At 62.4% G+C, this 20,700-nt stretch carries 18 protein-coding genes and 2 pseudogenes; 10 read left to right on the forward strand and 10 right to left on the reverse strand.

Features of this window, described 5'->3' with window-relative positions; translation table 11 throughout:
- Nucleotides 1–86: 86 nt before the first annotated feature.
- Nucleotides 87–1,091 (reverse strand): AraC family transcriptional regulator, encoded by a 1,005-nt coding sequence (locus PQQ53_RS15960; RefSeq protein WP_408324838.1) that lies wholly within the window; start codon nt 1,089–1,091, stop codon nt 87–89.
- Nucleotides 1,092–1,539: 448 nt separating this feature from the next.
- On the opposite strand from PQQ53_RS15960, the gene PQQ53_RS15965 reads away from it, so the two are divergent.
- On the forward strand, nt 1,540–1,704 hold the full coding sequence (locus PQQ53_RS15965; RefSeq protein ID WP_408324801.1) for a hypothetical protein: 165 nt from the start codon (nt 1,540–1,542) through the stop codon (nt 1,702–1,704).
- A gap of 289 nt (nt 1,705–1,993) precedes the next feature.
- Here PQQ53_RS15965 and PQQ53_RS15970 read toward each other — a convergent pair.
- Nucleotides 1,994–2,194: pseudogene (locus tag PQQ53_RS15970) on the reverse strand (TetR/AcrR family transcriptional regulator); the annotation flags it as partial.
- 462 nt (nt 2,195–2,656) lie between these two features.
- Here PQQ53_RS15970 and PQQ53_RS15975 point away from each other — a divergent pair.
- Nucleotides 2,657–2,941 (forward strand): RcnB family protein, encoded by a 285-nt coding sequence (locus PQQ53_RS15975; protein ID WP_408146108.1) that lies wholly within the window; start codon nt 2,657–2,659, stop codon nt 2,939–2,941.
- A gap of 185 nt (nt 2,942–3,126) precedes the next feature.
- On the opposite strand, the gene PQQ53_RS15980 is transcribed toward PQQ53_RS15975, so the two are convergent.
- Nucleotides 3,127–3,513 (reverse strand): DUF488 domain-containing protein, encoded by a 387-nt coding sequence (locus PQQ53_RS15980; protein ID WP_408157253.1) that lies wholly within the window; start codon nt 3,511–3,513, stop codon nt 3,127–3,129.
- 34 nt (nt 3,514–3,547) lie between these two features.
- Entirely contained in the window at nt 3,548–4,162 is a 615-nt protein-coding gene (locus PQQ53_RS15985) for a uracil-DNA glycosylase family protein (RefSeq protein WP_408324802.1), read from the reverse strand.
- Between the two features lie 357 nt (nt 4,163–4,519).
- Here PQQ53_RS15985 and PQQ53_RS15990 point away from each other — a divergent pair, with 357 nt between their 5' ends.
- From PQQ53_RS15990 to PQQ53_RS16000, 3 genes are all read left to right on the forward strand, one after another.
- Complete coding sequence (locus tag PQQ53_RS15990; RefSeq protein WP_408157257.1) at nt 4,520–4,954, forward strand: low affinity iron permease family protein; 435 nt, start codon at nt 4,520–4,522, stop codon at nt 4,952–4,954.
- Nucleotides 4,955–5,003: 49 nt separating this feature from the next.
- The gene (locus PQQ53_RS15995) at nt 5,004–5,261 is read left to right on the forward strand and encodes a porin family protein (protein WP_408324804.1); all 258 of its coding nucleotides are present in this window, start codon (nt 5,004–5,006) and stop codon (nt 5,259–5,261) included.
- Nucleotides 5,262–5,410: 149 nt separating this feature from the next.
- Complete coding sequence (locus PQQ53_RS16000) at nt 5,411–5,776, forward strand: BON domain-containing protein (protein WP_408146118.1); 366 nt, start codon at nt 5,411–5,413, stop codon at nt 5,774–5,776.
- A gap of 172 nt (nt 5,777–5,948) precedes the next feature.
- Here PQQ53_RS16000 and PQQ53_RS16005 read toward each other — a convergent pair.
- The 4 genes and pseudogenes from PQQ53_RS16005 to PQQ53_RS16020 form a co-directional block, all read right to left on the reverse strand.
- Nucleotides 5,949–7,194: pseudogene (locus PQQ53_RS16005) on the reverse strand (MFS transporter).
- A 14-nt stretch (nt 7,195–7,208) separates the two neighbouring features.
- Nucleotides 7,209–7,760, reverse strand: a complete 552-nt coding sequence (locus PQQ53_RS16010) for a GAF domain-containing protein (protein WP_408324806.1) — start codon at nt 7,758–7,760, stop codon at nt 7,209–7,211.
- A gap of 34 nt (nt 7,761–7,794) precedes the next feature.
- Nucleotides 7,795–9,207, reverse strand: a complete 1,413-nt coding sequence (locus tag PQQ53_RS16015; protein ID WP_408324808.1) for an MFS transporter — start codon at nt 9,205–9,207, stop codon at nt 7,795–7,797.
- Nucleotides 9,208–9,252: 45 nt separating this feature from the next.
- Nucleotides 9,253–11,037, reverse strand: a complete 1,785-nt coding sequence (locus PQQ53_RS16020) for a gamma-glutamyltransferase family protein (RefSeq protein ID WP_408324810.1) — start codon at nt 11,035–11,037, stop codon at nt 9,253–9,255.
- A gap of 233 nt (nt 11,038–11,270) precedes the next feature.
- On the opposite strand from PQQ53_RS16020, the gene PQQ53_RS16025 reads away from it, so the two are divergent.
- From PQQ53_RS16025 to PQQ53_RS16035, 3 genes are all read left to right on the forward strand, one after another.
- Entirely contained in the window at nt 11,271–11,936 is a 666-nt protein-coding gene (locus PQQ53_RS16025; RefSeq protein ID WP_408324812.1) for a FadR/GntR family transcriptional regulator, read from the forward strand.
- Between the two features lie 338 nt (nt 11,937–12,274).
- Nucleotides 12,275–13,687 (forward strand): DUF2252 domain-containing protein, encoded by a 1,413-nt coding sequence (locus PQQ53_RS16030; protein WP_408324813.1) that lies wholly within the window; start codon nt 12,275–12,277, stop codon nt 13,685–13,687.
- A 24-nt stretch (nt 13,688–13,711) separates the two neighbouring features.
- On the forward strand, nt 13,712–15,262 hold the full coding sequence (locus PQQ53_RS16035) for a phospholipase D family protein (RefSeq protein WP_408324815.1): 1,551 nt from the start codon (nt 13,712–13,714) through the stop codon (nt 15,260–15,262).
- A 400-nt stretch (nt 15,263–15,662) separates the two neighbouring features.
- Here the strand turns inward: PQQ53_RS16035 and PQQ53_RS16040 are convergent, their stop codons facing one another.
- Nucleotides 15,663–16,418, reverse strand: coding sequence for a hypothetical protein (locus tag PQQ53_RS16040; RefSeq protein WP_408324817.1), 756 nt, complete (start codon nt 16,416–16,418; stop codon nt 15,663–15,665).
- 355 nt (nt 16,419–16,773) lie between these two features.
- Here PQQ53_RS16040 and PQQ53_RS16045 point away from each other — a divergent pair, with 355 nt between their 5' ends.
- Both PQQ53_RS16045 and PQQ53_RS16050 read left to right on the forward strand, forming a co-directional pair.
- Nucleotides 16,774–18,360, forward strand: a complete 1,587-nt coding sequence (locus tag PQQ53_RS16045; RefSeq protein WP_408146136.1) for a phospholipase D family protein — start codon at nt 16,774–16,776, stop codon at nt 18,358–18,360.
- A 464-nt stretch (nt 18,361–18,824) separates the two neighbouring features.
- The gene (locus PQQ53_RS16050) at nt 18,825–20,030 is read left to right on the forward strand and encodes a metal-dependent hydrolase family protein (RefSeq protein ID WP_408324819.1); all 1,206 of its coding nucleotides are present in this window, start codon (nt 18,825–18,827) and stop codon (nt 20,028–20,030) included.
- A gap of 71 nt (nt 20,031–20,101) precedes the next feature.
- Here PQQ53_RS16050 and PQQ53_RS16055 read toward each other — a convergent pair whose 3' ends face one another.
- A complete protein-coding gene (locus tag PQQ53_RS16055) occupies nt 20,102–20,656 on the reverse strand; it encodes a hypothetical protein (RefSeq protein WP_408324821.1) in 555 nt (184 codons plus the stop codon).
- Between the last annotated feature and the right edge of the window lie 44 nt (nt 20,657–20,700).

The raw sequence follows: 20,700 nt of genomic DNA on the forward strand, positions 1-20,700 counted from the left end.
AAAGCGACAACGCTTACAAAGTTACGCAAAGCGGAGAAAAGCACGGATGACCATGCCCATGTAGTTCGGACAGCTGATCTTCAGGATCATTGTCCTGCATAGTGGGCAGCGCCGTCCATCTTCCCTTGATGTTTGCGCCAACCTGCCGGCGGCATCCCAAACTCGCGCTTGAAAGCCCGGCTGAACGCCGCCTCCGATTCGTAGCCAATCTGCTCCGCGACGGCCGCGAGCGATTTGCTGCCGATCAGCAGTTCCTGCGCTGCGATCTGCATGCGCCACCGCGCGAGGTATTGCATGGGCGGTTGTCCGAGCAGATCCGTGAAGCGTTGCGCCAACGCGGAACGCGACAGCCCGACCTTGCGCGCGAGTTCATCGACGGTCCAGGGGCGGACTGGCTGAGCGTGAAGCAACGAAAGCGCACGTCCCACGAAACGATCGCGCACGCCGGCCAGCCATCCTTTCTGGTCAGCAGGAAGTGCTTCAATACAGCTTCGTACGGCTTCGACAAACAGAAGCTCCGACAGCCTCGCAAGGACGATCGTACCGCCCGCCCGCGAATCCGCCACCTCGGCGGCCGCAAACTTGAGCGACGACTCCAGCCACGCGCCACGAGGGTCGTTGCGCATGTCTATCTTGAAGAGCCGCGGCAGCGACGAGAGCAAAGGGTTAGAGAGCGTATCGTCGCAGGCAAGGAAGCCGCAAATGATGCGGGTGGACGCGCCACCCCCGCCGTGGGACAACGTCATCACTTCGCCGGGCGCGGCTTCCATTTGCCCGACCAGCAGCGTGTCTGCCGGCGTAGGCGGAAGGTCCAGCGCGCTGCCCAGCAGATGCGCTTCGCCTTGCGGCACGACCAGCAGTTCGCCGGCATTCAGATGAAGGGCCGACGCAGGCGCGCCCGCCAACTGCGCCCAGCAGCTTCCCTCTATGATCAGATGATACGAGATGACCCGCTCGGAGCGGGGCAGAAAGGCCGCGCAGAGCGCAGCATCGGTGCGCCCTATCACGCACCACGGCGCGGTGAAGGTGCCGTTCAGGTACACCGCGCCGCTCAGGCGAACGACGCGCAGCACGTCGGAAACTGCATCCATATGTAGCTCGCGTGAAGTGCGGCTCCCCGAACAGGAGACCAGGACAGGTAGTCGTTTTTTCAACCTGGTCGAGGTGTCAATACTATACCCGGCGTCGTCGCCGACAAATCCCTTACGGGGTTTTCACTACGCCTCGCGGATGATCGCTCGATGCCCTTGCTTGCTTATATAAATCACACGCTTGCATAAGACGATCGGACAACGATTCCGGACGCCCGGCAAAGAGCGGGCCGAACTCCGGCAATACGTGGACGATCGGGCAGAAAACATCGACGCGTAGGCAGGACGGCAACGCCTTGCAAAAGGCAAAGTTCATCGCAGGACGGGACGGATCAGCGCCAGTCCCTTCGCAGCGAATTCTTTTGCTGCTGCACCACCCCATTTGTGCCGACCATCTCACGCCACGTGATCTACAGGTTCCGCGCAAACGACATAGCGTGAGATGCCGATGAAACGCCTGATCAGCCTTGCGATGTACCACCCGTTCATCGCGTTGTCCGCGTTCTATTTGACCAACCTGATGTGCAACGTCGACTACAGTCTGTCCGGCGCACTGCTCGTTCTGGCGGCGAAGTCCACGTCCCGTTTATTGAGTCTGTTCAACAAGGGATAGCGCCGCGCCGATCTTCCGGATTCCTTCGCATGGTCAACTCCGGGTCCGCCGCGACGCCGTCACAGCTCGAACGTGCCGCGATACGTCTCATCGGCATCCGCGCGGGTGTTGATCTCAACGAGCACCCCGCCGGCACTTCGCAGAAAAATCGCGAGCCGCGCTCATGCCTGAACACGTCGGTTCTCGTCACGACACCCGCGGCGAGCATTTGTGCGTGCAGCGCGCGAACCTCATCAAGCGACGCCAGTTCAAAGCCGATGTAAATTTGTGCGGCCATTCAACCGGATGGCATCAGGTGACCGAGCGCGACCAGTCCGCTCGCGTGATCGAAGGCCGCCAGCGCGTCGTGATGGAAGCGCTCGTTTTCACGCTGCATCAGCGCGATCGTCAACGCGTCCTTGCCAGGGAAGTACTGATACAGCGAGCCAATGCTGACGCCTGCGCGCTCCGCGACCGCGTTCGTGTTGAAACCTTCAAGCACTTTCGTTTCGCAGGATCCGATCGTCCAGTGCTCCCGCTCACCGGGGCCCGGCCTCGTGCAAATGTCTGCAACCGAATCGGCGCGTCGAACTGATGAGCTTCGGTGCGGACGATCGGCGCTGGGCCGACCGATACCGGTAATTCGCGCACCAATGTTTGATCACTCGTCGCATGAACATCCGGCCAGCGCCTATTTGTCGTCGACGCGGTTGCCCCAAGGATGGTGTATTTAACAAATATTTACTCCTGCGGGGCGACGGAATCGATACACTGCTCGACTCTCGCTTCAACCGCGCATCTTCAATCCAGTCAATAGGCCAGCACTCTACGTTCTATGAAAACAAAGCAATTCGTTATCCTCACGCTCTGCGCAGCCACGGGCATTTCGCCCGGTGCGTTCGCACAAAACAATTCGCGAGGCGGGCCCGACAATCACGGTCCGTATGCCGGTCATCAACAAAACGCCCGATACGTGGACAACGCCAATCATGGCGGACCGGACCATCGCCCTGGCCCCGACCGGCAACCTCCGCATGCAGACAACGACCGTTTCGACGATCACGGTGGCCCGCGCGGATGGCATCGCGGCGATCATCTGCCGTCCGATTACCGCGACCACCAGTACGTCGTCGACAACTGGCACGAGCATAACCTTCAGGCACCCCCGCGCGGCTATCGCTGGGTGGGTATCAATGGAGACTATGTGCTTGCCGCCGTCGCAACCGGCGTGATTGCGCAGATCGTTCTTAGCCGCTGAGTCGATGGATTAATGAAGAAATGAGGAGGCGTTCCGGTTGGCGCGTCCTCGACAATCGGCGCGAATGCAATCGCGCCGGTTTTAATTCCGAATAAACCGATTCGAAAGCCTGCCCTGCTTCTTCCTGTCGTCGCGATTGCAATCGCCATCTAGTTCCGCCAGCGCTTGCCACTGAACCCGCGAACTTACTTGCCGTGCAGATGCAAAAGCACGTCACGCAAGACAATCGCCTGGTTATGCTCCTCATCTTTGGCGCCATAGACGAGCGTGATCTGCTGACCGGCAGAATCGCTTAGAAGTTGCCGCATCCGCTCGCGCATCTCCTCGCCGCCAAGTTCGTCGCGATAGCGTTGCTGAAAGGTGCTCCACCGTTTCGGATCATGCCCGAACCATTCGCGCAACGCCGCGCTCGGGGCAAGTTCACGCGCCCACTGGTCAAGCTTGAGCGTCTCCTTGCTACGTCCGCGCGGCCATACCCGATCGACGAGAACTCGGTAACCGTCCGCCGGATCCGGGTCGTCATAAGCGCGCTGGATGACAATCTTCAGATTGCTGGTGCTCGCATGCGGCATAGGCTTCTCCGCTAAACAGATTGATCGATAACGCTTACGCGAGTTGGCCCGCTCCAGCCGCGACCGCTGCCACCCTCGTGCGAAGCATCGGCACCACTTCGTGGTCGAACCATGGGTGATGCTTGAACCACGCCTGATTGCGCGGCGACGGATGAGGCAACGGAATGAAAGCCGGTCCATAGTCCGCCCATGCCCTCACTGTTTCCGTTAGCGACGGCCTGCGGCGTTCGCCGAGAAAATGACGCTGCGCATACTGGCCGATCAACAACGTCAGCGCGATGTTATTCAACCTCTCCAGCAGGCTATCCAGCCACAACTGCGCGCATTCGCGGCGCGGCGGCTTGTCGCCACTACTTCCTCTGCCCGGATAGCAGAATCCCATGGGAATGATGGCGAACCGCGTCTCGTCATAAAACGACGTGGCATCGACGCCGAGCCAGGTACGCAGACGCTCACCGCTGGCGTCGTTCCAGGGAATGCCTGAAGCATGCACCTTCGCACCGGGCGCCTGGCCGACGATCAGAATGCGGGAGTCGACCGTGGCGCGTACGATGGGCCGCGGACCCAACGGCAGATCGTGCTCGCAGACACGGCAGGCACGCACGTCGGCGAGAAGGGCGTCAAGGGTAGGTCGTGCGGGCTCGTTCACGTCGGGGTATCTGGTTGTGGCGGGACATGCGGCTCGGGATAATGCTGCCGAAAATCCTGAGGAGCGATGCATTGCGGGTCGCGGCCAGCTTACGCGGAAGGCCAGCTCCGCGGCACAGGATATCGCCGTAGGCATTCTCCAGAATGTGCCGCCCTGCACTCACCGCGCGATCACTCATTCTACAACCGCCACCATCGAGGACCTGTTATTTGCCCAAAAAACCGACGGGCCCGAAATGTGCAATGCAGATCTTGTGCGTGGCAGCACGCAGGCCAGTTGCCATGACAATCAGATGAAAAACACGCGCCATACCGGCGCAAGATCGTCCGAATATCGCCCTGAATACAGGAGATCATCATGACCGGCAAATGGTTTTCGCGCTTCTCGAGCTACCTCTCCACAATGACCGGCAGGCCCTCCACCTTTGTGCTGGCCGCCGCTCTGGTGCTTCTGTGGGCGATAACCGGCCCACTCTTCCATTACAGCGACACGTGGCAACTCGTCATTAACACATCGACCACGATCGTCACGTTCCTGATGGTCTTCCTGATCCAGAACACTCAAAACCGCGATACGGCCGCGATGCAGATCAAACTCGACGAGCTGATTCGCGCGATCGAGGGCGCACACAATGCCCTGCTCGATCTCGAAGAACTCGAGGAAAAAGACCTGAGCCGGTTCCGCAAACATTATGAAAAATTGGCCGAAGAAGCGCGCACGGCGTTGCGCGCCGGCGGCAGTGACACCGACTCGCCGTTTATCGACAATCGCGATGAAGGGGATAGAAAATGATTTTTTGCGATCTTTCGTCACACGTCCGCGACGATGCTCAGTGCGGGCTATGCGTACGCGCGGAACCGGCGACGCCTGCGCGACGTACAATCAGTTCTCGCTCGGCGCCGACTATGCGGTGTCGAAGCGCACGGACTTCTATCTCGTCGCGGCTTACCAGCATGCGAGCGGCGATCAGCGCGACACCAACGCGGACGGCACCAACGGCGGTCTTGGCGAAGCGACCGCCTCGATCGACTCGTACGGCAACCAGTCGAACACCAACTCACAGGCGATCGTGGCGCCCGGTATCCGTCACCGGTTCTGATCAGGCGTTACGATACGCAGGCCTGCTTCCGCGCCAGAGGCCCTGGCTGACCGCCGGTAAAGATTCATTCAGTTCCAGCAACATCTCAGTGACACAGTGCAAAGGTCCCAGCCGGGGCCGTCGCGAATGGTGATGAAAGGAGAAATGCAATGAAGGCAATTCACGCAATCAAGCTGGCTGGCGGCGCGCTGCTCGTAGCGGTTTCGTTCCAGGCCAACGCGCAGACGAGCGACGCGGCGCCAGCCGCCGACACGAGCGCGCAGAGCGCCAAGAGTCAGCACAAGGCAGACCGCGCCGCCAACCGCTCACTGGGACGCAAGGTGCGCAACGCATTGTCGAAGGCGATGGGTGTTACCGCGTCGCACATCACTGTGCGCTCAGCCGGCGGTGCGATCACGCTGCAGGGCACGGTGCCTGAGGCGGCCGACAGTCAGAAAGCGGAAGAGATTGCGACGGGTGTAGCGGGCGTCACGTCGGTCAAGAACGCGCTGTCGATTCGTCCTGAGGGGACGTAAGCGCCATTGGCAGGTGCGTTGCTGTGCGTGAGCTTGATGTAGGCCATGGAACGCGTTGGCGCTTGCCATGACGAGCGCTCACGCATCCCGCGCGAGGATTATCAAGTTGAGCGTGACGCGGCTTCTCAACCGCGGCGCGCAACGTTGCGCCCGTTATCCGCGTCGCAGCCTTCTAACGCTGCGTGTCATACAGGCGATCGGGAACGAACAGCGCCGTGATGCCGCTCAAAAAGAAAACCCCGCCCACCACCAGAAAGCCGATGCCGATTGAAAACTGCGTCGCCAGATAGCCAATCACGATAGGTGCCGCACCGGAGCAGAAGCGGCCAAGGTTATAAGACCCGCCTACTGCCGTACCGCGAATCGAAGTCGCGAAGCTCTCGGACATGAAGGTGCCCACCGTGCCCAGCGGCACGCCGTACAGAAATCCGAAAAGCAGCATCAGATAAACAATGTTCTCCCGCGTATGCCAGAAGATGATGACGGGGAGAAAGAGCGCCGCGCCGACGCAACCGAGCACGTACACACCGCGCCGGCTCCAACGGTCGCCCAGCCATCCGGCGAAGATCTTGCCGATGAAGGCGACCACGAACGTCCCGATCATGTACCCCGCCATCGCGCTGAATTTCACATGCAGTTCTTTTTCAAGGTAAGTCGGCAACCAGTTGTTCAGACCATAAAACCCGGAGAGCGAGAAGACGGAAATCAGGGTCCACAGAATGAACAGGGTTCGTGATTGCCGACTGCTGAAGATCGCGTAATAGCGGTTGTCGACGAGTCCGCGTTCGCTGCCGCGCACGGCGGCGCGGCTCGCCAGCCAGTTTGCCGGTTCGGGCACGGCGAACTTGATCGCGAGCGCGAGCAGCACCGGCAGCGCCGACACGTAATAGAGCGTGCGCCAGCCGTAGTGCGGCAAAATCCAGTTGCTCAGCGCAATGACGACGATATAGCCCGCCGAAATGCCGGTCTGCAGCACGCCGAGAATCAGCGAGCGCCGCACAGTCGGCACGTATTCGGCGACGAGCGTGGTCACCAGCACCATGCAGCCGATGCCGAGCGAACTGATAAACCGCACCACCGCGAATTCCACGAAGTTATGGGTGAGCCCCAGCAACCCCGCGCCCAGCGAAAAGAGCGCCAGCGCCCACGCCACGACCCGCACGCGACCCAGCCGATCACTCGCCCAGCCGCCCAGAATCCCGCCGATCGCCATCCCCACCAGCGTCAAACTTCCCAACGCGCCGGACTCGACATTGGTGAGTCCGAATTCGTTTTTTGATTCGCGTGAGCGTCAAGCCGTACATCATCACGTCCGCGCCATCGGCCAAGAGCGCCAGGTAACCCAGGATGAAGACGAGCAGCCAGCGGCTTTGCACTTCTGATGTGGTGCTCAACGTGGTCGGTGTGGTGGAAGCCATGGTTGTTGTTATCGTTAGAGAGACGTGGCGCCATCAGCGCAAGCTTGCCGCCTGAGCAAAGCGGGCGCAAGGAAGCTGCCGATCAGCAGGCCCATCGCCTCATGTCCGCGCGTGTACCAGCCTTCGACATGCGTCATGTTCATCGTACCGATGCATTCTCCGCCGTATGCTATCGGGATGTTCAGGATCGAGCCGAGCCCCATGCCGGTCATCACCGCGTGATCGTCGAACGCGTCGCGAATGTGTTGCGCGGTTTCCGCGCGGAACGGTTCGAGATCCTCCAATATCTGTTTCGACCACGCCGTGCCGCGTTTTTTTTTGCGCCCGCCAGGCGGATAGACATCCGGCATGTTGGTATAAACGCGCTCGACCTCATGGCGCCGCGCATCGTAGGACATGATGGTGAACAGCTTCGCGCCGATTGCGCGCGCCGCCACCGCGTGAACCGCCCGGAAAATCTGCGCGGGCTGGCCCCTGATGCGCATGGCCATGGCAAGGCTTTCGAGGTCCGATAATTCCAGCGCTTTCATGGCGGGCAGTGCGGATTCGATCTGCGTGGCTTGCATAGTCGGTGTGTCGAAGTTGAGAAATGCCGGCGGCTCAACCGCGCATTTCAGTGGAGTTGAGCGGGCCGCGAAGGTCCGGCGCCGCCTCGGCGCCTTCCACTTCGATGTCTTCGAGCGAACGGTTGCGGGTCTCGATACCGAGGAAGAAAACCACGCACGCGCCGATCAGCAGCACCGTCGTGGTCATCCCGAACACCCCCAGGAAGCCGAGTGTGGGATAGACGAGGCCGACCAGAATCGGCGCGCTCACCGAGCCGATCCGGCCGAACGATGAAGACGAGCCGGTGCCGGTTGCACGCACGGTCGTCGGAAAGACTTCGGGCGTGTAGGCATACACGCCGGCGAAAGCGCCGTTCATGAAGAACGACAGTGCGATGCCCGCCGCCATGATCTGCAGACCCGTGTGCGAGAAGGCGAGCACGATCGCCGCCATCCCGCCGAGCAGCATATAGGACGCGACTACCGCCTTGCGGCCGATCCGTTCATTGAGCCATGCCGCCGAGAAATAGCCCGGAATCTGCGCACCATAGATCGCGATCGAATAGCCGAAGCTTTTCGTCATCGTGAGCCCTTCCTTGAGCAGCAGGCTCGGAATCCACGAGAAGAACGAGTAGTACGCGAACGCGACGGAAAACCACATCAGCCAGCTCACCGCGGTCGTGCGCGCGAGGCGCGGCGACCACAGCGTCAGCACGTTCTGCAACGCGCTGGTTTTGATCGGCGCGGCAGCGGGCAGCGTCGCGCCGACCGAGGCGGGCGCCAGACGAATGCCCCGGCTCGCGAACCACGCCTCGATCTCGCTGACGATGCGGTTCGCTTCGCCGCGCCGTCCCTGGCTTTCCAGCCAGCGCGGCGACTCGGGCAGCGTCCTGCGCCACCAGAGCAGCATCACGACCGGCAACGACGTCGCCACCGCGAGGTAGCGCCAGCCGTCGGCGAAGTTGCGCACCACGCTGAAACCGAGGATGGCGGAACCCAGATAGCCGAACGACATGAACCCCACCAGCGCGCCGCAAAAGATGCCCCGGTAACGCCGGGGCACGAATTCGGCGAGAAACGGCGCGATCACCACCGTCTCCGCGCCGGAGCCGAAGCCCGCGACGATGCGCAACGCGAAGAACGTGTGCCAGTCGTTGGCGGTGGCGCTCGCGAGCGAGGCGGCGCAGTAGATCGCCAGCGCCGACATCATGATGCGGCGCCGGCCGATCACATCCGCGAGCACGCCCGACAGAAACGCGCCGAAGAAGTAGCCGATGTACGTGCTACTCGCGACGAGCCCGCTCTGGGCGCTCGTCAGATGCCACAGCTTGCTCACGACCGGCAGCAGAAACGCGAGCGAGGATGAATCGAGTCCATCGAACATATACCCCAGCCCGCCGATGAGCAGGAGCTTGCGATGAAAGCCCGAGATCGGCAGTCTCTCGAGGCGGGCGGCGACAGCGGACACGGCGTTTTCTCCCAAGGAATGGATACGTTTGGCGGGCCGCGAAGCCTATCGGCCGACAGCGTATGCCTGCATCTGACGCGGTGTCGCCGCGCCGCGCATCAAGCCGTTGCGGATTCCCACCGCGCAGACGCGGCCCAACGCCCAAGGCTCGGCTACGGTCAGGTCGTGTCCCCGCGCGCGCAATTCGGCCAGCGTGTGTTCGGGGAAGCGCGCTTCGGCGGACATCTTGCCGAGTTGCATCGAGCGCGGATAGAACGAGCCGGGGAAGTGAGCAGTCTGGAACGACGGCGCATCCGCGGCAGCCTGGAAGTTCATGCCGCCGTGTACGTGCCTGAGGAACAGCTGGAGCGACCATTGATCCTGCTGGTCGCCGCCCGGCGTTCCGAACGCCGCGTAGGGTTTGCCGTCGCGCGTGACCAGTGTCGGTGAGAGCGTCGTGCGCGGACGGCGGCGCGGACCGAGCGACGACGGCAAGCCCTCTTCCATCCAGAACATCTGCGCGCGCGTGGTCACGTTGAAACCGAGACCGGGCACGGCGGGCGACGCCTGCAGCCAGCCGCCCGACGGCGTCGCCGACACCATGTTGCCCCAGCGGTCCACCACGTCGAGATGAACCGTGTCGCCACGCAGTTCGGGCAGCGGCGCGAAGGTCGGCTCGCCCTGGCCGAAGCCGCCGGACTGCTGCTTGCCGGCGTTGGCCATGATCAGCGCGGCGCGGCGCTCGCTGTCCTCCAGCGCGCCGGGACGGAATTCGAACGACGCGCGCGCGGGATCGATCAGCCGACGGCGTTCGTCGTTGTAGGCATCGCTTAGCAGCGTCTCCATCGGCACGTGCGCGAAGTCCGGGTCGCCGTAGAACACGTCGCGGTCCGCAAACGCGAGCTTCGAGCATTCGATGACGGTGTGCACGAAGTCGGGGCCGAGCGGGTCCATCGCCGCGAGATCGAAGCCCTTCAGCAGCGCGAGCTGCTGCAGGAACATCGGCCCCTGCCCCCACGGGCCCGTCTTGTGGACCCGCAAGCCTTGATAGTCATAGGAGACCGGGTCCTCGTAAGTCGGCGCCCAGCGCGCCAGATCATCCGCGTCGAGCAGGCCATGATTGCGCCGGCCGGACGTGTCGAGCACCGGCGTCGAGCGGAAATACTGGTCGATGGCGTCGGCCACGAAGCCGCGATAGAAGACTTCACGCGCGCGTTCGCACTGCTCGGCCCGGTCACGGCGGGTATTCGCTTCCTGCAGGATGCGCCGGTACGTGTGCGCAATCGCCGGATTGGCGAACAGATGATTGGGCTGCGGCGCGTCGCCGTTGCGCAGCCATTGCTCCGCCGAGGTGGGCCATTCGGTCTGGAAGAAGTCCTTGATGGCGAGTATCGACGAGGTCATGCGCGGCAGGACCGGATAGCCGTTTTCCGCGTAACCGATTGCGTAGCCCAAGACCTCTTCGAGCGGCAGTTGCCCGTAGTCGCGCAGCATCGCCATCCATGCGCCGAACGCGCCGGGCACCACGGCCGGCAACAAGCCCGTTCCCGGCACGACCTCCAGCCCCAGCCCGCGCATGCGCTCGATCGTCATCGCCGCCGGCGTCACGCCTTGCCCGCACAGCACGCGCACCCGGTCCTCGCGCGCGCTGTAGAACACGACCGGCAGTTCGCCGCCCGGTCCATTCAGATGCGGCTCGACGATCTGCAGAACAAAACCGGCTGCGGCGGCCGCGTCGAATGCATTGCCGCCTTTCTCCAGAACGGCCATCGCGGACGCGCTGGCGAGCCAGTGGGTCGAGGCCACCATGCCGAATGTACCGAGCAGCTCAGGACGGGTTGTAAACGACATGCACGACTCCTTTTGCGACGAACGGCAATCACGAAATGAACCAATAAACAAAGGTTCATAAAAAATAACACGCCAGAATAAGGCTAGGCACGGCGGACTTCAGCCCCGTGTTAACCCGATATTCGCCCAATAATACAAGATAAAAAAATAATCACCGCAACTTCGGCAAGCTTGGCGTTTCTGCTATCTTTGATACCAATGTTCATTGGTTCAACAAAAAGCAGGGAGAGTCCATGCTGGACAGGTTGCTGGAATACATTGCCGGGCATCAATTGCGGGACGGCGATGCGCTGCCGCCCGAACGCAAGCTCGCCGAAGACCTCGGCGTCAGCCGACGCGAACTGCGCGCCGCGCTCGCGTCGCTGGAAGCGTCCGGCCAGGTGTGGCGCGGCGTCGGCCGCGGCACTTATCTGGGTGCGCGGCCGCTGAAGTTCGCACCTACCCTGCGCGGGCTTCGCGCGGGAGCGAGTCCGGCGGACATCGCGGAAATGCGGCTGCTGTTCGAGCCGGCGCTCGCGCAGCTTGCCGCGACGAAAGCGAGCCGGGACGACTTGCTGGAGCTGGAAAAATGCGCGCGGAAAAACGCCGCGGCCAAAACGGATGAAGAGTGGCAGCAATGGGATCACCGGTTTCATCTGCTGATCGGACAGGCCACCCGCAACCCGGCGCTCATCGCGTTGATGGAAGTGATCAACGGCATGCGGGTCAAACCGGACGTGCGCGAGAAGACCGCCGCGCAAACAACGCGACAATTCTTTGCCCGCCAGCATCAAGCGCTCGTCAGCGCGATGAAGGCACGCGATGGCGAAGCGGCGGCCCGGTCCATGCGCGAGCATCTGCTGAGCGTCCAGGGGCGCGCTTCCTCCGGGCGGGACGACGTGCCCGACGGCGCGGATTGAGGAAGCCGGCGCAAGACAGACTCGACACTCGGGGCGGGCACTATGGAAATAATCGGATAGACCAGTTAGAGTTTGAACAGGCAAACGGACCCGTCCGTTACGCCGTCTTTTATCAGTCCGCTTTCTCGTGGCACTCGTAAAACGCATATCACCAGCCAGCGGCATGCCTACGCCGCGGCACGGAGGCGCAAGCAACTGACTGGTTTCCGGGCAAGACAGCGCGTGGCTGTGCAAACAGTCACCGGGACGAGCGCCATTCAGCCGGCCCTGGCCGCCGCGGCGCATCCCGACAAGAACTCGACACGCCGATCCGATTTGCGCTACCGAAGGAGAAAACGATGACGCCATCCGACTCGCTCGCGGAACGCCGCGCGCTCGGCCGCCAGGCGCGCAAGGACACGCCGCGCAGCGCGCACGCGAAGATCGGCAACACCGATCGCGATCCGGTCGGGTTGTTGCGCGAGAGCAGCGAGGGACGCGTCGAGGCGCTCGTTCCACTGCGCTATGGCCGCATGCTTGCCTCGCCGTTCACGTTCTATCGCGGTAGCGCGATCATTCAGGCGCATGATCTCCACGCCACCGCCAACAGCGGCTTTCATTTCCAGATCTGCGGCGACTGCCACCTGATGAACTTCGGCGGCTTCGCGACACCGGAGCGAGCACTGGCTTTCGACATCAACGATTTCGACGAAACCGCGCCCGGGCCCTGGGAGTGGGACCTCAAACGCCTGAGCGCCAGCTTCTATATCGCGGTAAGGCATCTCGGGCACGGCGACAAACTGGCCGACGAAGTCGTCGCGCTCGCCGTGCAGAGCTATCAGCGATGGACCGAAAATTATGCGGCGCTGAGCCCGCTCGAACTCTGGTACGAACTCATCACGTTCGATCGCCTCGAACGGACCGTGACCTCGGACGATGCACGCCAACACGTGCGCAACAGCGTCGAACGCGCATCGCGCCGCACACACGAGACCATGCTCCCCAAGCTCGCCAGCCACCGCGACGGCGTCTGGCAAATTCGCGACACGCCGCCCAGCGTGTTCCACGTACACGGCAAGAGCACGCTTTTCACGCACGACGACGACTGGCTCGGTCTCGGCGACTGGCGCGATCTGATGGGGCCGATCTACCGGCATTACCTGAAGTCCCTCGGCGTGGTGCGCGGCAATCTGCTCGCGCACTTCTCGATGCAGGATGTGGCGTTCAAGGTGGTCGGCGTCGGCAGCGTGGGCACGCGATGCCTGATCCTGCTGATGGTCGATCCGCACGAGAAGCCGCTGTTCATCCAGTTCAAGGAAGCCTCGACGTCCGTCGTCTCGCGGTATTTCGACGCGCGGTCCCCGCGGCACCACGGGCAGCGGGTGGTCAACGGCCAGCGCCTCATGCAGGGCGCGAGCGATCCGTTTCTCGGCTGGACGTCGGGCCCGTTCGGGCGGCACATCTACGGGCGTCAGTTGCGTGACATGAAGGTCTCGGCCACGCTCGAGCTGTTTTCGAAGGAGACGTTTCGCGAGTATGCGAGCCTGTGCGGCTGGGTGCTCGCGCGAGCCCACGCGAAAGCCGGCGGCCAGGCGACCGAGGTGGCCGGCTACCTCGGCAACGGCGACCAGATGGCGGAAGCGCTCGTCAGCTATTCGCGCGCTTATGCCGATCAGGTGGAACAGGACTACGAAAAATTCCGCGACGCGTGCCGCAACGGCCGGCTTGAAGCGCGTACCGATGCGGACATGGCCGCCGATTTCGCAGCATAAAGCCCAGGACCCGGAGGTCTAGCCATGGCAACGTTTCGTGCAGCCCTCGCGGTTCTGCTTCTGGCGCTGCTGTCGGCCTGCGCGAGTCTGCCGCCGCAGACCGGGCGAGTCGAAACGCATGCGATCGAACCGTCGGACAGCACGCGTCTGGGCACGGCTTTCCTGCCTCAGGTGCGCCAGCATCCGGACCAGACGGCGTTCCATCTGCTGCCCGATGGCGTCGACGCGTTGCTCAGCCGCATCGCGCTCGCCGATGCGGCGGACCGCACGCTCGACCTGCAGTACTACATCTGGCACGACGATCTGACCGGCCGGCATCTGGCGAACGCGGTGCTGCGCGCGGCGGATCGCGGCGTCAGAGTGAGAGTGCTGCTGGACGATCTCGGCACCGGCGCGGACGATCAGGTGTTGCTCGCCATCGCGTCCCATCCGAACATCCAGATACGGCTGTTCAACCCGGTCGCGAATCGCCGCTTCAAGGTGCTGGGCTCCGCCATGGAATTCAGCCGGGTGAACCGGCGCATGCACAACAAGTCGATCATCGCCGACAACGAAGCGGCGATCGTCGGCGGCCGCAACATCGGCGACGAGTACTTCGGCGCGTCCAGCGACGTCTCGTTCGGCGACCTCGACGTGCTGACGTATGGCGCCGTGGTCCGCGACATCTCGAGCGCGTTCGACCAGTTCTGGAACTCGGACGCGGCGTATCCGATCGAGCGGCTGACGGGCCATCCGGCCGACCCCGGCGCGCTCGCCGCGTATCGCGCGAAGCTGGCGGCGTTCGTCGCTTCGCAACGCGATACGCCCTACGTGACCCAGGCCACGCACCGCTACGCCGAAATCATCGCCATGCGCGAAATCGACGTGTCCTGGGGCAAGGCGACCCTGCTCTACGACGATCCCGCGAAAATCACGCGCTCGCCGAACGATCCGACCGGGCATCTGCTGTCGCAGTTCAGGACCCTGAGCATTGAACCGCAGAAAGAGATGCTCATCATTTCGCCGTACTTCGTGCCTGGAAAGGAAGGCGTCGCGTGGCTGCGCAAGGAGGCCGGCCGCGGCGTTCGCGTGACCGTCCTCACCAATTCGCTGGCGGCCACGGACGTGGCCGCCGTTCACGCCGGATATCAGCGCTATCGCAAGGACCTGCTCGAGGCGGGCGTGCATCTCTACGAGTTGAAGCCCGCGGCGTCCGAAGACCCACGGCATAAAAAGACGATGCTGGGGTCGTCGAAAGCCTCGTTGCATGCCAAGACCTATGTGTTCGACAAGTCCGGCATCTTCATCGGTTCGATGAATCTCGATCCACGCTCGATCACGCTGAATACGGAGATCGGACTCTATTGCGAAAGCGATGCGCTCGCCTCGGAGGTGGTGAACGGCGTCGAACCGAAGCTCGATCAGATTGCGTGGCGGCTCGAAGAGCGCACCAACGCGAACGGCACCGTGCGGATCGTCTGGATCGACACGAAGGCGGACGGTACGCAGACGGAGGGCGACGAGCCGGGCGTGTCGGGTTTGAAGCGCGTGGGGATCTGGTTCCTTGGGCTGTTGCCGATCGAATCGGAGCTTTAAGGAAGAGCGCGTATGGGCCATTGCCGGAGGCGGGCGCCATGGCATGCGCAAGCGCATTGCGTGGCACGCCAAACCGCGAGACTGGCTGGCTGTCAGGCACGAAGGCAACCTGTCTCATCATCCCATATACGACGTGCGTCGTCCCTCTGCACGCCATGCCGACCGCAAACTCCTTTCCCGATAAAGTGTCAAATTCCCGTGTCCTCACACACGCGAGGTACGTCATGCAGACACACACCCAGGGCCATGAGATGAAGGCTCTTTTCGTGGCACGATCCGGCATCGCGGGTTGCGCGTCGAACCTGGCCGTTGCGGCGCTGTGGCTCACCGGCTGTATCTCGCGGACTTGCCGTTATGAACGCCCGGGCGGCGGTACGGGGTCGATCTCCGGCGCCGCCCGTCACCACGATTCGGCACGCCACCCGCCGGATCGCAGCGACGCGTTCGCGATCAGCAGCAATGCGGCGCCGGCAAAGCCGCTTGCGACATGCTTGAGCGCATGACCGGCGACCAGATGATCCGAGAGCGCCCACACCTGCCAGTCGAGCGTTTCAAAGACTTTCGCGATCGCATAGAAAATGATGACCAGCCACCAGCCGGACAGCGCGTCGACTTTCCGTATGAGGGTCATGCCGACGATGAGCGCGAGCCCGCCGAACTGCAGGATCGCATAGGGCCACAGGCTGTCGAATGCCTGCCAGTAAACCACGGTGCCCACCGAAACGGCGACGAGTATCAGCATCTGCACCCAGCCCACGCGCTGTTTGGTCGCCGACGTCCACAGCATCGCCAGAATGCCGGCGAAAACGATCGTCATCGGAAAACGATCCCATACGAGCGTCGCGTCCGTCGGCATCTCGTGATAGTAGGCCGAGCCGAATGCCGTCAGGATCAGCCCGAGGGACGCCACCAGCATCCCGGGAAATTGCGCGGGTTGACGCGACGCGTGCCGTATCACCCAGAGAAGATTGAGCAGGCCGGCTACCAGAATGACGAGGTTCGACAGCACGTCCGACGCGTTGTGAAGCACGCCTATCGAGCGCTCGTCGGCGAAGTGATGATAAGAAGCCGGCTGCGACAGAGGCCACACGGCTTGCAGCGCCGTGCCAATCGCGAACAGCAGAACACTGCCAAACAGCAATCGGGATACCTTCACTTGCGCGACTCCTGATTGTGCAAACCGCTCGATTGATCTTTCGCCACGCGATGCCCGAACGGAGCCAGGGTTGCTCCCCGTTCGATTTTGCGCGACCCGCCCATACCATCAGGCAAACCGATTTACGCAACCGGAAGACCGCCCCGCGAATATCAGCAATCTTCCAGACATAGTATTCTGATCGCACAATGCAACGCACGGGGTTCGGCGCGAGCCTTCATGACCGTTCGCGCATTGGCCGGTGATCAGCGGTAAATGTCATTGCGATATTGCCATGTTTGCATGGCTCGCGTAATGGCCTGCCTGATTGTAAAACCAGACAGACGACAATGGCCTGAAGGACACTATGGATCGTATGCGAGCGCTGAGACACCACCCGTTCCACGCAATTCGTCGATCGACTGGCGGGATTTCAGCGTTGCTGCTATGCGCAAGCCTGCTGACCGGCTGCGCGTTGCCCTCGCTCGAAAACCGTACCGAGTCGACTTCGTTGACGCCCGCGCAGGCCGCCTCCACCGATCTCGGCCGCGCCGTCGGGCCCGCGCTCGCGACACACGCCGGCCTCGCGGGCATCTACCCGCTCTCCGATGCGCATATGGCGTTTGCCGCGCGGATGGACCTCATCCGTTCGGCGCAACGCACGCTGGATATCCAGTACTACATCTGGCGCAACGACCTGACCGGCACGTTGCTGCTCGAAGAAATCCACGAGGCCGCCGACCGCGGCGTGCGCGTACGGCTGCTGCTCGATGATCTCGGCATTCCCTCTTCTCTCGACCCGACGCTCGCGGCGCTCGAAGCGCACCCGAACATCGAAGTCCGCCTGTTCAATCCGTTCGTGGTGCGCAAGCCCAAATTCATCGGCTTCCTGACGGATTTCCCGCGCGCCAACCGGCGCATGCACAACAAGTCGCTGACCGCGGACAGCACGGCGACGATACTCGGCGGCCGTAATATCGGCGACGAGTACTTCGATGCCACCGACGGCATCGTCTTCTCCGACCTCGACGTATTGGCGGTCGGACCCGCCGCCGCCGATGTCGCGCGGGACTTCGACCGCTATTGGGCCAGTGCGTCATCGTATCCCGTCGAGCGGATTCTGCCGCAGGCGGGCGCCGGTCAGCTCGACGTGCTCGCGAGCAAAGCGCAGGCCATCGAGCGAGACCCCGCGGCGACGGCCTATATGGAGGCGTTGCGCGGCCCGCATGTCATACAGAAGATGCTGGACAACACGTTGCCGTTCGACTGGGCCACGACGCACATGATCAGCGACGACCCGGCGAAAGGCCTGCGCAACGCGCCGCCGGAGGCACTCATTTCGCATCAGATGCGCGAAGTGCTCGGCGATCCCACCCGGGAAATCGACGTCGTGTCGCCGTATTTCGTGCCGGCCACGACCGGCACGCAGTACCTGACCGGCCTCGCCGAGAAGGGCATCACCGTGCGCGTGCTGACCAATGCGCTCGAAGCGACCGATGTCGCCGCGGTTCACTCAGGCTACGCGAAGCGGCGCGTCGAACTGCTTAAAGGCGGGGTTCGTCTCTATGAATTGCGGCGTTTGCCGGGCAGTCATCATAAGAAGGAGCAGTCACCGGGTCCGTTCGGCAGTTCCGGGTCCAGTCTGCACGCGAAGACTTTCGTGGTGGACGCGCAGCGGGTGTTCGTGGGGTCGTACAATTTCGACCCGCGCTCCGCCTATCTGAATACGGAATTGGGCCTCGTGATCGACAGCCCCGAATTGGCCAGCCAGATCGAGGCGACTTTCCTCGCATATGTGCCGCAAGTCGCCTATTCGGTACAGCTCGATCCGAATGGGAAGATCTTCTGGATCGAGCGAAACGGCGACACGGAGATTCGCCACGACACGGAACCCAATACGACCTGGTACGGGCGAATGGGTGTCTGGATGCTGTCGATTCTTCCAATCGAGTCGCTTCTATAAACCTTTAATGGGGGGCAATGAGGGGCCTCCAATAAGGGGTTCTGATGATCAGGCTTTCAGTTACCATCTGAATGCCTTGCAAATAGCAGTGGGCGTTCGACGTTGACCCGATCGGGCAAGGGTTGCGTTCCTCTTTTGATCCCATCTGTCTATACTGCCCACTGGCCGACGTACAGAAATCAAAACTTTCTGGAGGGGTATCGATGTTCTCTCGCAAACCTGGCGATCAAGAAGGCGCGGATCATCCATTTGCCTGCTTCTGTCAAAAGTCCGAGATCGAATTTGCGAATAACCGCATCAGCACAGGTCTTACGCGGCGTGGCTTTGTCACCGGCATGGCCGCCTCCGCGCTGATGCTCATTTTGCCGAAGCTCGCGAGTGCGCAGACGGCGCCTCCACCTGCCAGTCCAACACGCCCTATTCTCTTCACGAATTTCCGGCTATTCGACGGAAAAACCACCACGTTGCGTGACGGGCTCTTTCTGCTCGTGGACGGCAATCGCATTCGTACGCTCACGCAGAGCAAGCCTGCCGTTCCCGACGGCACGCAGGTGATCGACTGCGGCGGCCGTGTCGTGATGCCGGGCCTGATCGACATGCACTGGCATACGATCATCGCCGCGTTGCCGCTCCCGGTCGTGCTCACCGCCGATATCGCCTACGTGCACCTCGCCGCGAGCGCCGAGGCCGAGCGTACGCTGATGCGCGGCTTCACCACGGTACGCGACGCGGGCGGCCCGGCGTTCGCGTTGAAACAGGCCATCGACGAGGGCCTCATCTCGGGTCCGCGCATTTATCCGTCCGGTGCGATGATCACCACCACCGGCGGTCACGGCGATTTCCGCTCGCTGACGGACCTGCCGAGAGCGGGAAGCAGGATCAGCAGTTCCGAGCAGACCGGCGGCAGCATCGTTGCAGATAACGCCGATGAAGTTCGCCTGCGCGTGCGCGAGCAGTTCCTGCAAGGCGCATCGCAGATCAAAATCGTGGGCAGTGGCGGCGTCTCCACCCCTCGCAGTCCGCTGGACATGCTCACTTTCACGGAGCCTCAATTGCGCGCGGCCGTCGAAACCGCCGCGGACTGGGGCACCTACGTGATGGTGCATGCGTATGTGCCGCATGCAGTCCAGCGAGCGATCGCGGCGGGCGCCCAGTGTATCGAGCACGCTCATCTGATGGACGATGCGACGGCGAGTCTGATGGCGAAGAACGGCACCTGGTTGAGCATTCAGCCATTCGTCAGCGAAGAAGACACGGTTCCTTTGAGCGGTCCGAGCAGGGAGAAGATGCTCGCCGTTTTCGCGGGCACCAACAATGCCTATACGCTTGCCAAGAAACACGGCATCAAAACGGCATTCGGCTCGGACCTGCTGTTCTCACCGGCACTCGCCACGCGTCAGGGCACGATGTTGACGCACCTGCTGCGCTGGTACACCGCCGCCGAAGCGTTGAAGATGGCCACGGGGGCCAACGGCCAGTTGCTCGAACTCTCCGGTCCGCGCAATCCGTATCCGGGCAAGTTGGGCGTGATCGAAGAAGGTGCGTTTGCCGATCTGCTGCTGGTCGACGGCAATCCGGTCGAGAACCTTGCGCTCGTCGCCGATCCGGCGAAGAACCTGCTCGTCATCATGAAGGACGGGAAAATCTATAAGAACACCCTCAGCGCGTGAGCGCTCGCCAACTGCGCGGCAGTGTCTTTCGGCGCAATTGGCGAGACCTGAGTTACCGAAGCAATCGACAATCAGAACCGCCGGAAGTCCCGGTCACGCAGAGGGTCGGGAGTGCGTTGCGTTTCACGCAACACACCGCTGGTGTCGAACGAAAAGTTGAACAACAGATGCGTGATGTTGTTCTCCACGTAGCGATACGACCACACTTCCCGTTGTGAGCGACGGAAAAAAGCGGTCTGCACGGGCTGGCCGAAATTGATCAGTACGTCTTCACGTGTCCATTTGCCGATCACCGCGCGATTGAATTCGCTGATCTGCAATACCTGGCGCACGTTCACTATCTGGCCGGATGAATCGATGTCGGCGGCGACTGTCGTCGTGCCCATCGGCTGGGTCGGCCACATGAGACGGCGGCCGCCGTCCGGCAGTTGATGGATTTCGCGCGGCGGTCCCATGCGGGCAATGATCGCCGACTGATCCTGGCCCGCATGGAATTGCTGCCACGGCTGTACGCACCCTGCCAGCGTCAGCGCCGCGACGCAGATCACCGCAGCGCGACGCAATGGCATGGATCGCCGCGCCGCCGGCGCGGCGTAATCGGCAACACGAGCAAAGCGGGTTAGCATGGATTCCTCCAGTTACGTCGCGTAGTGCAGTGAATGCACCTGAA

Source organism: Paraburkholderia strydomiana (genome assembly GCF_046030495.1).
GTDB classification, from domain to species: Bacteria; Pseudomonadota; Gammaproteobacteria; order Burkholderiales; family Burkholderiaceae; genus Paraburkholderia; species Paraburkholderia strydomiana_A.

Bases quoted from the DNA above. Each gene is read 5' to 3' on its own strand.
- PQQ53_RS15960 (WP_408324838.1), bottom strand. From the start codon at position 1,091: ATGGATGCAGTTTCCGACGTGCTGCGCGTCGTTCGCCTGAGCGGCGCG.
- PQQ53_RS15995 (WP_408324804.1), top strand. From the start codon at position 5,004: ATGCGTACGCGCGGAACCGGCGACGCCTGCGCGACGTACAATCAGTTC.
- PQQ53_RS15965 (WP_408324801.1), top strand. From the start codon at position 1,540: ATGAAACGCCTGATCAGCCTTGCGATGTACCACCCGTTCATCGCGTTG.
- PQQ53_RS16035 (WP_408324815.1), top strand. From the start codon at position 13,712: ATGGCAACGTTTCGTGCAGCCCTCGCGGTTCTGCTTCTGGCGCTGCTG.
- PQQ53_RS15990 (WP_408157257.1), top strand. From the start codon at position 4,520: ATGACCGGCAAATGGTTTTCGCGCTTCTCGAGCTACCTCTCCACAATG.
- PQQ53_RS16045 (WP_408146136.1), top strand. From the start codon at position 16,774: ATGCGAGCGCTGAGACACCACCCGTTCCACGCAATTCGTCGATCGACT.
- PQQ53_RS15980 (WP_408157253.1), bottom strand. From the start codon at position 3,513: ATGCCGCATGCGAGCACCAGCAATCTGAAGATTGTCATCCAGCGCGCT.
- PQQ53_RS16000 (WP_408146118.1), top strand. From the start codon at position 5,411: ATGAAGGCAATTCACGCAATCAAGCTGGCTGGCGGCGCGCTGCTCGTA.
- PQQ53_RS16025 (WP_408324812.1), top strand. From the start codon at position 11,271: ATGCTGGACAGGTTGCTGGAATACATTGCCGGGCATCAATTGCGGGAC.
- PQQ53_RS16010 (WP_408324806.1), bottom strand. From the start codon at position 7,760: ATGCAAGCCACGCAGATCGAATCCGCACTGCCCGCCATGAAAGCGCTG.
- PQQ53_RS16055 (WP_408324821.1), bottom strand. From the start codon at position 20,656: ATGCTAACCCGCTTTGCTCGTGTTGCCGATTACGCCGCGCCGGCGGCG.
- PQQ53_RS16030 (WP_408324813.1), top strand. From the start codon at position 12,275: ATGACGCCATCCGACTCGCTCGCGGAACGCCGCGCGCTCGGCCGCCAG.
- PQQ53_RS16020 (WP_408324810.1), bottom strand. From the start codon at position 11,037: ATGTCGTTTACAACCCGTCCTGAGCTGCTCGGTACATTCGGCATGGTG.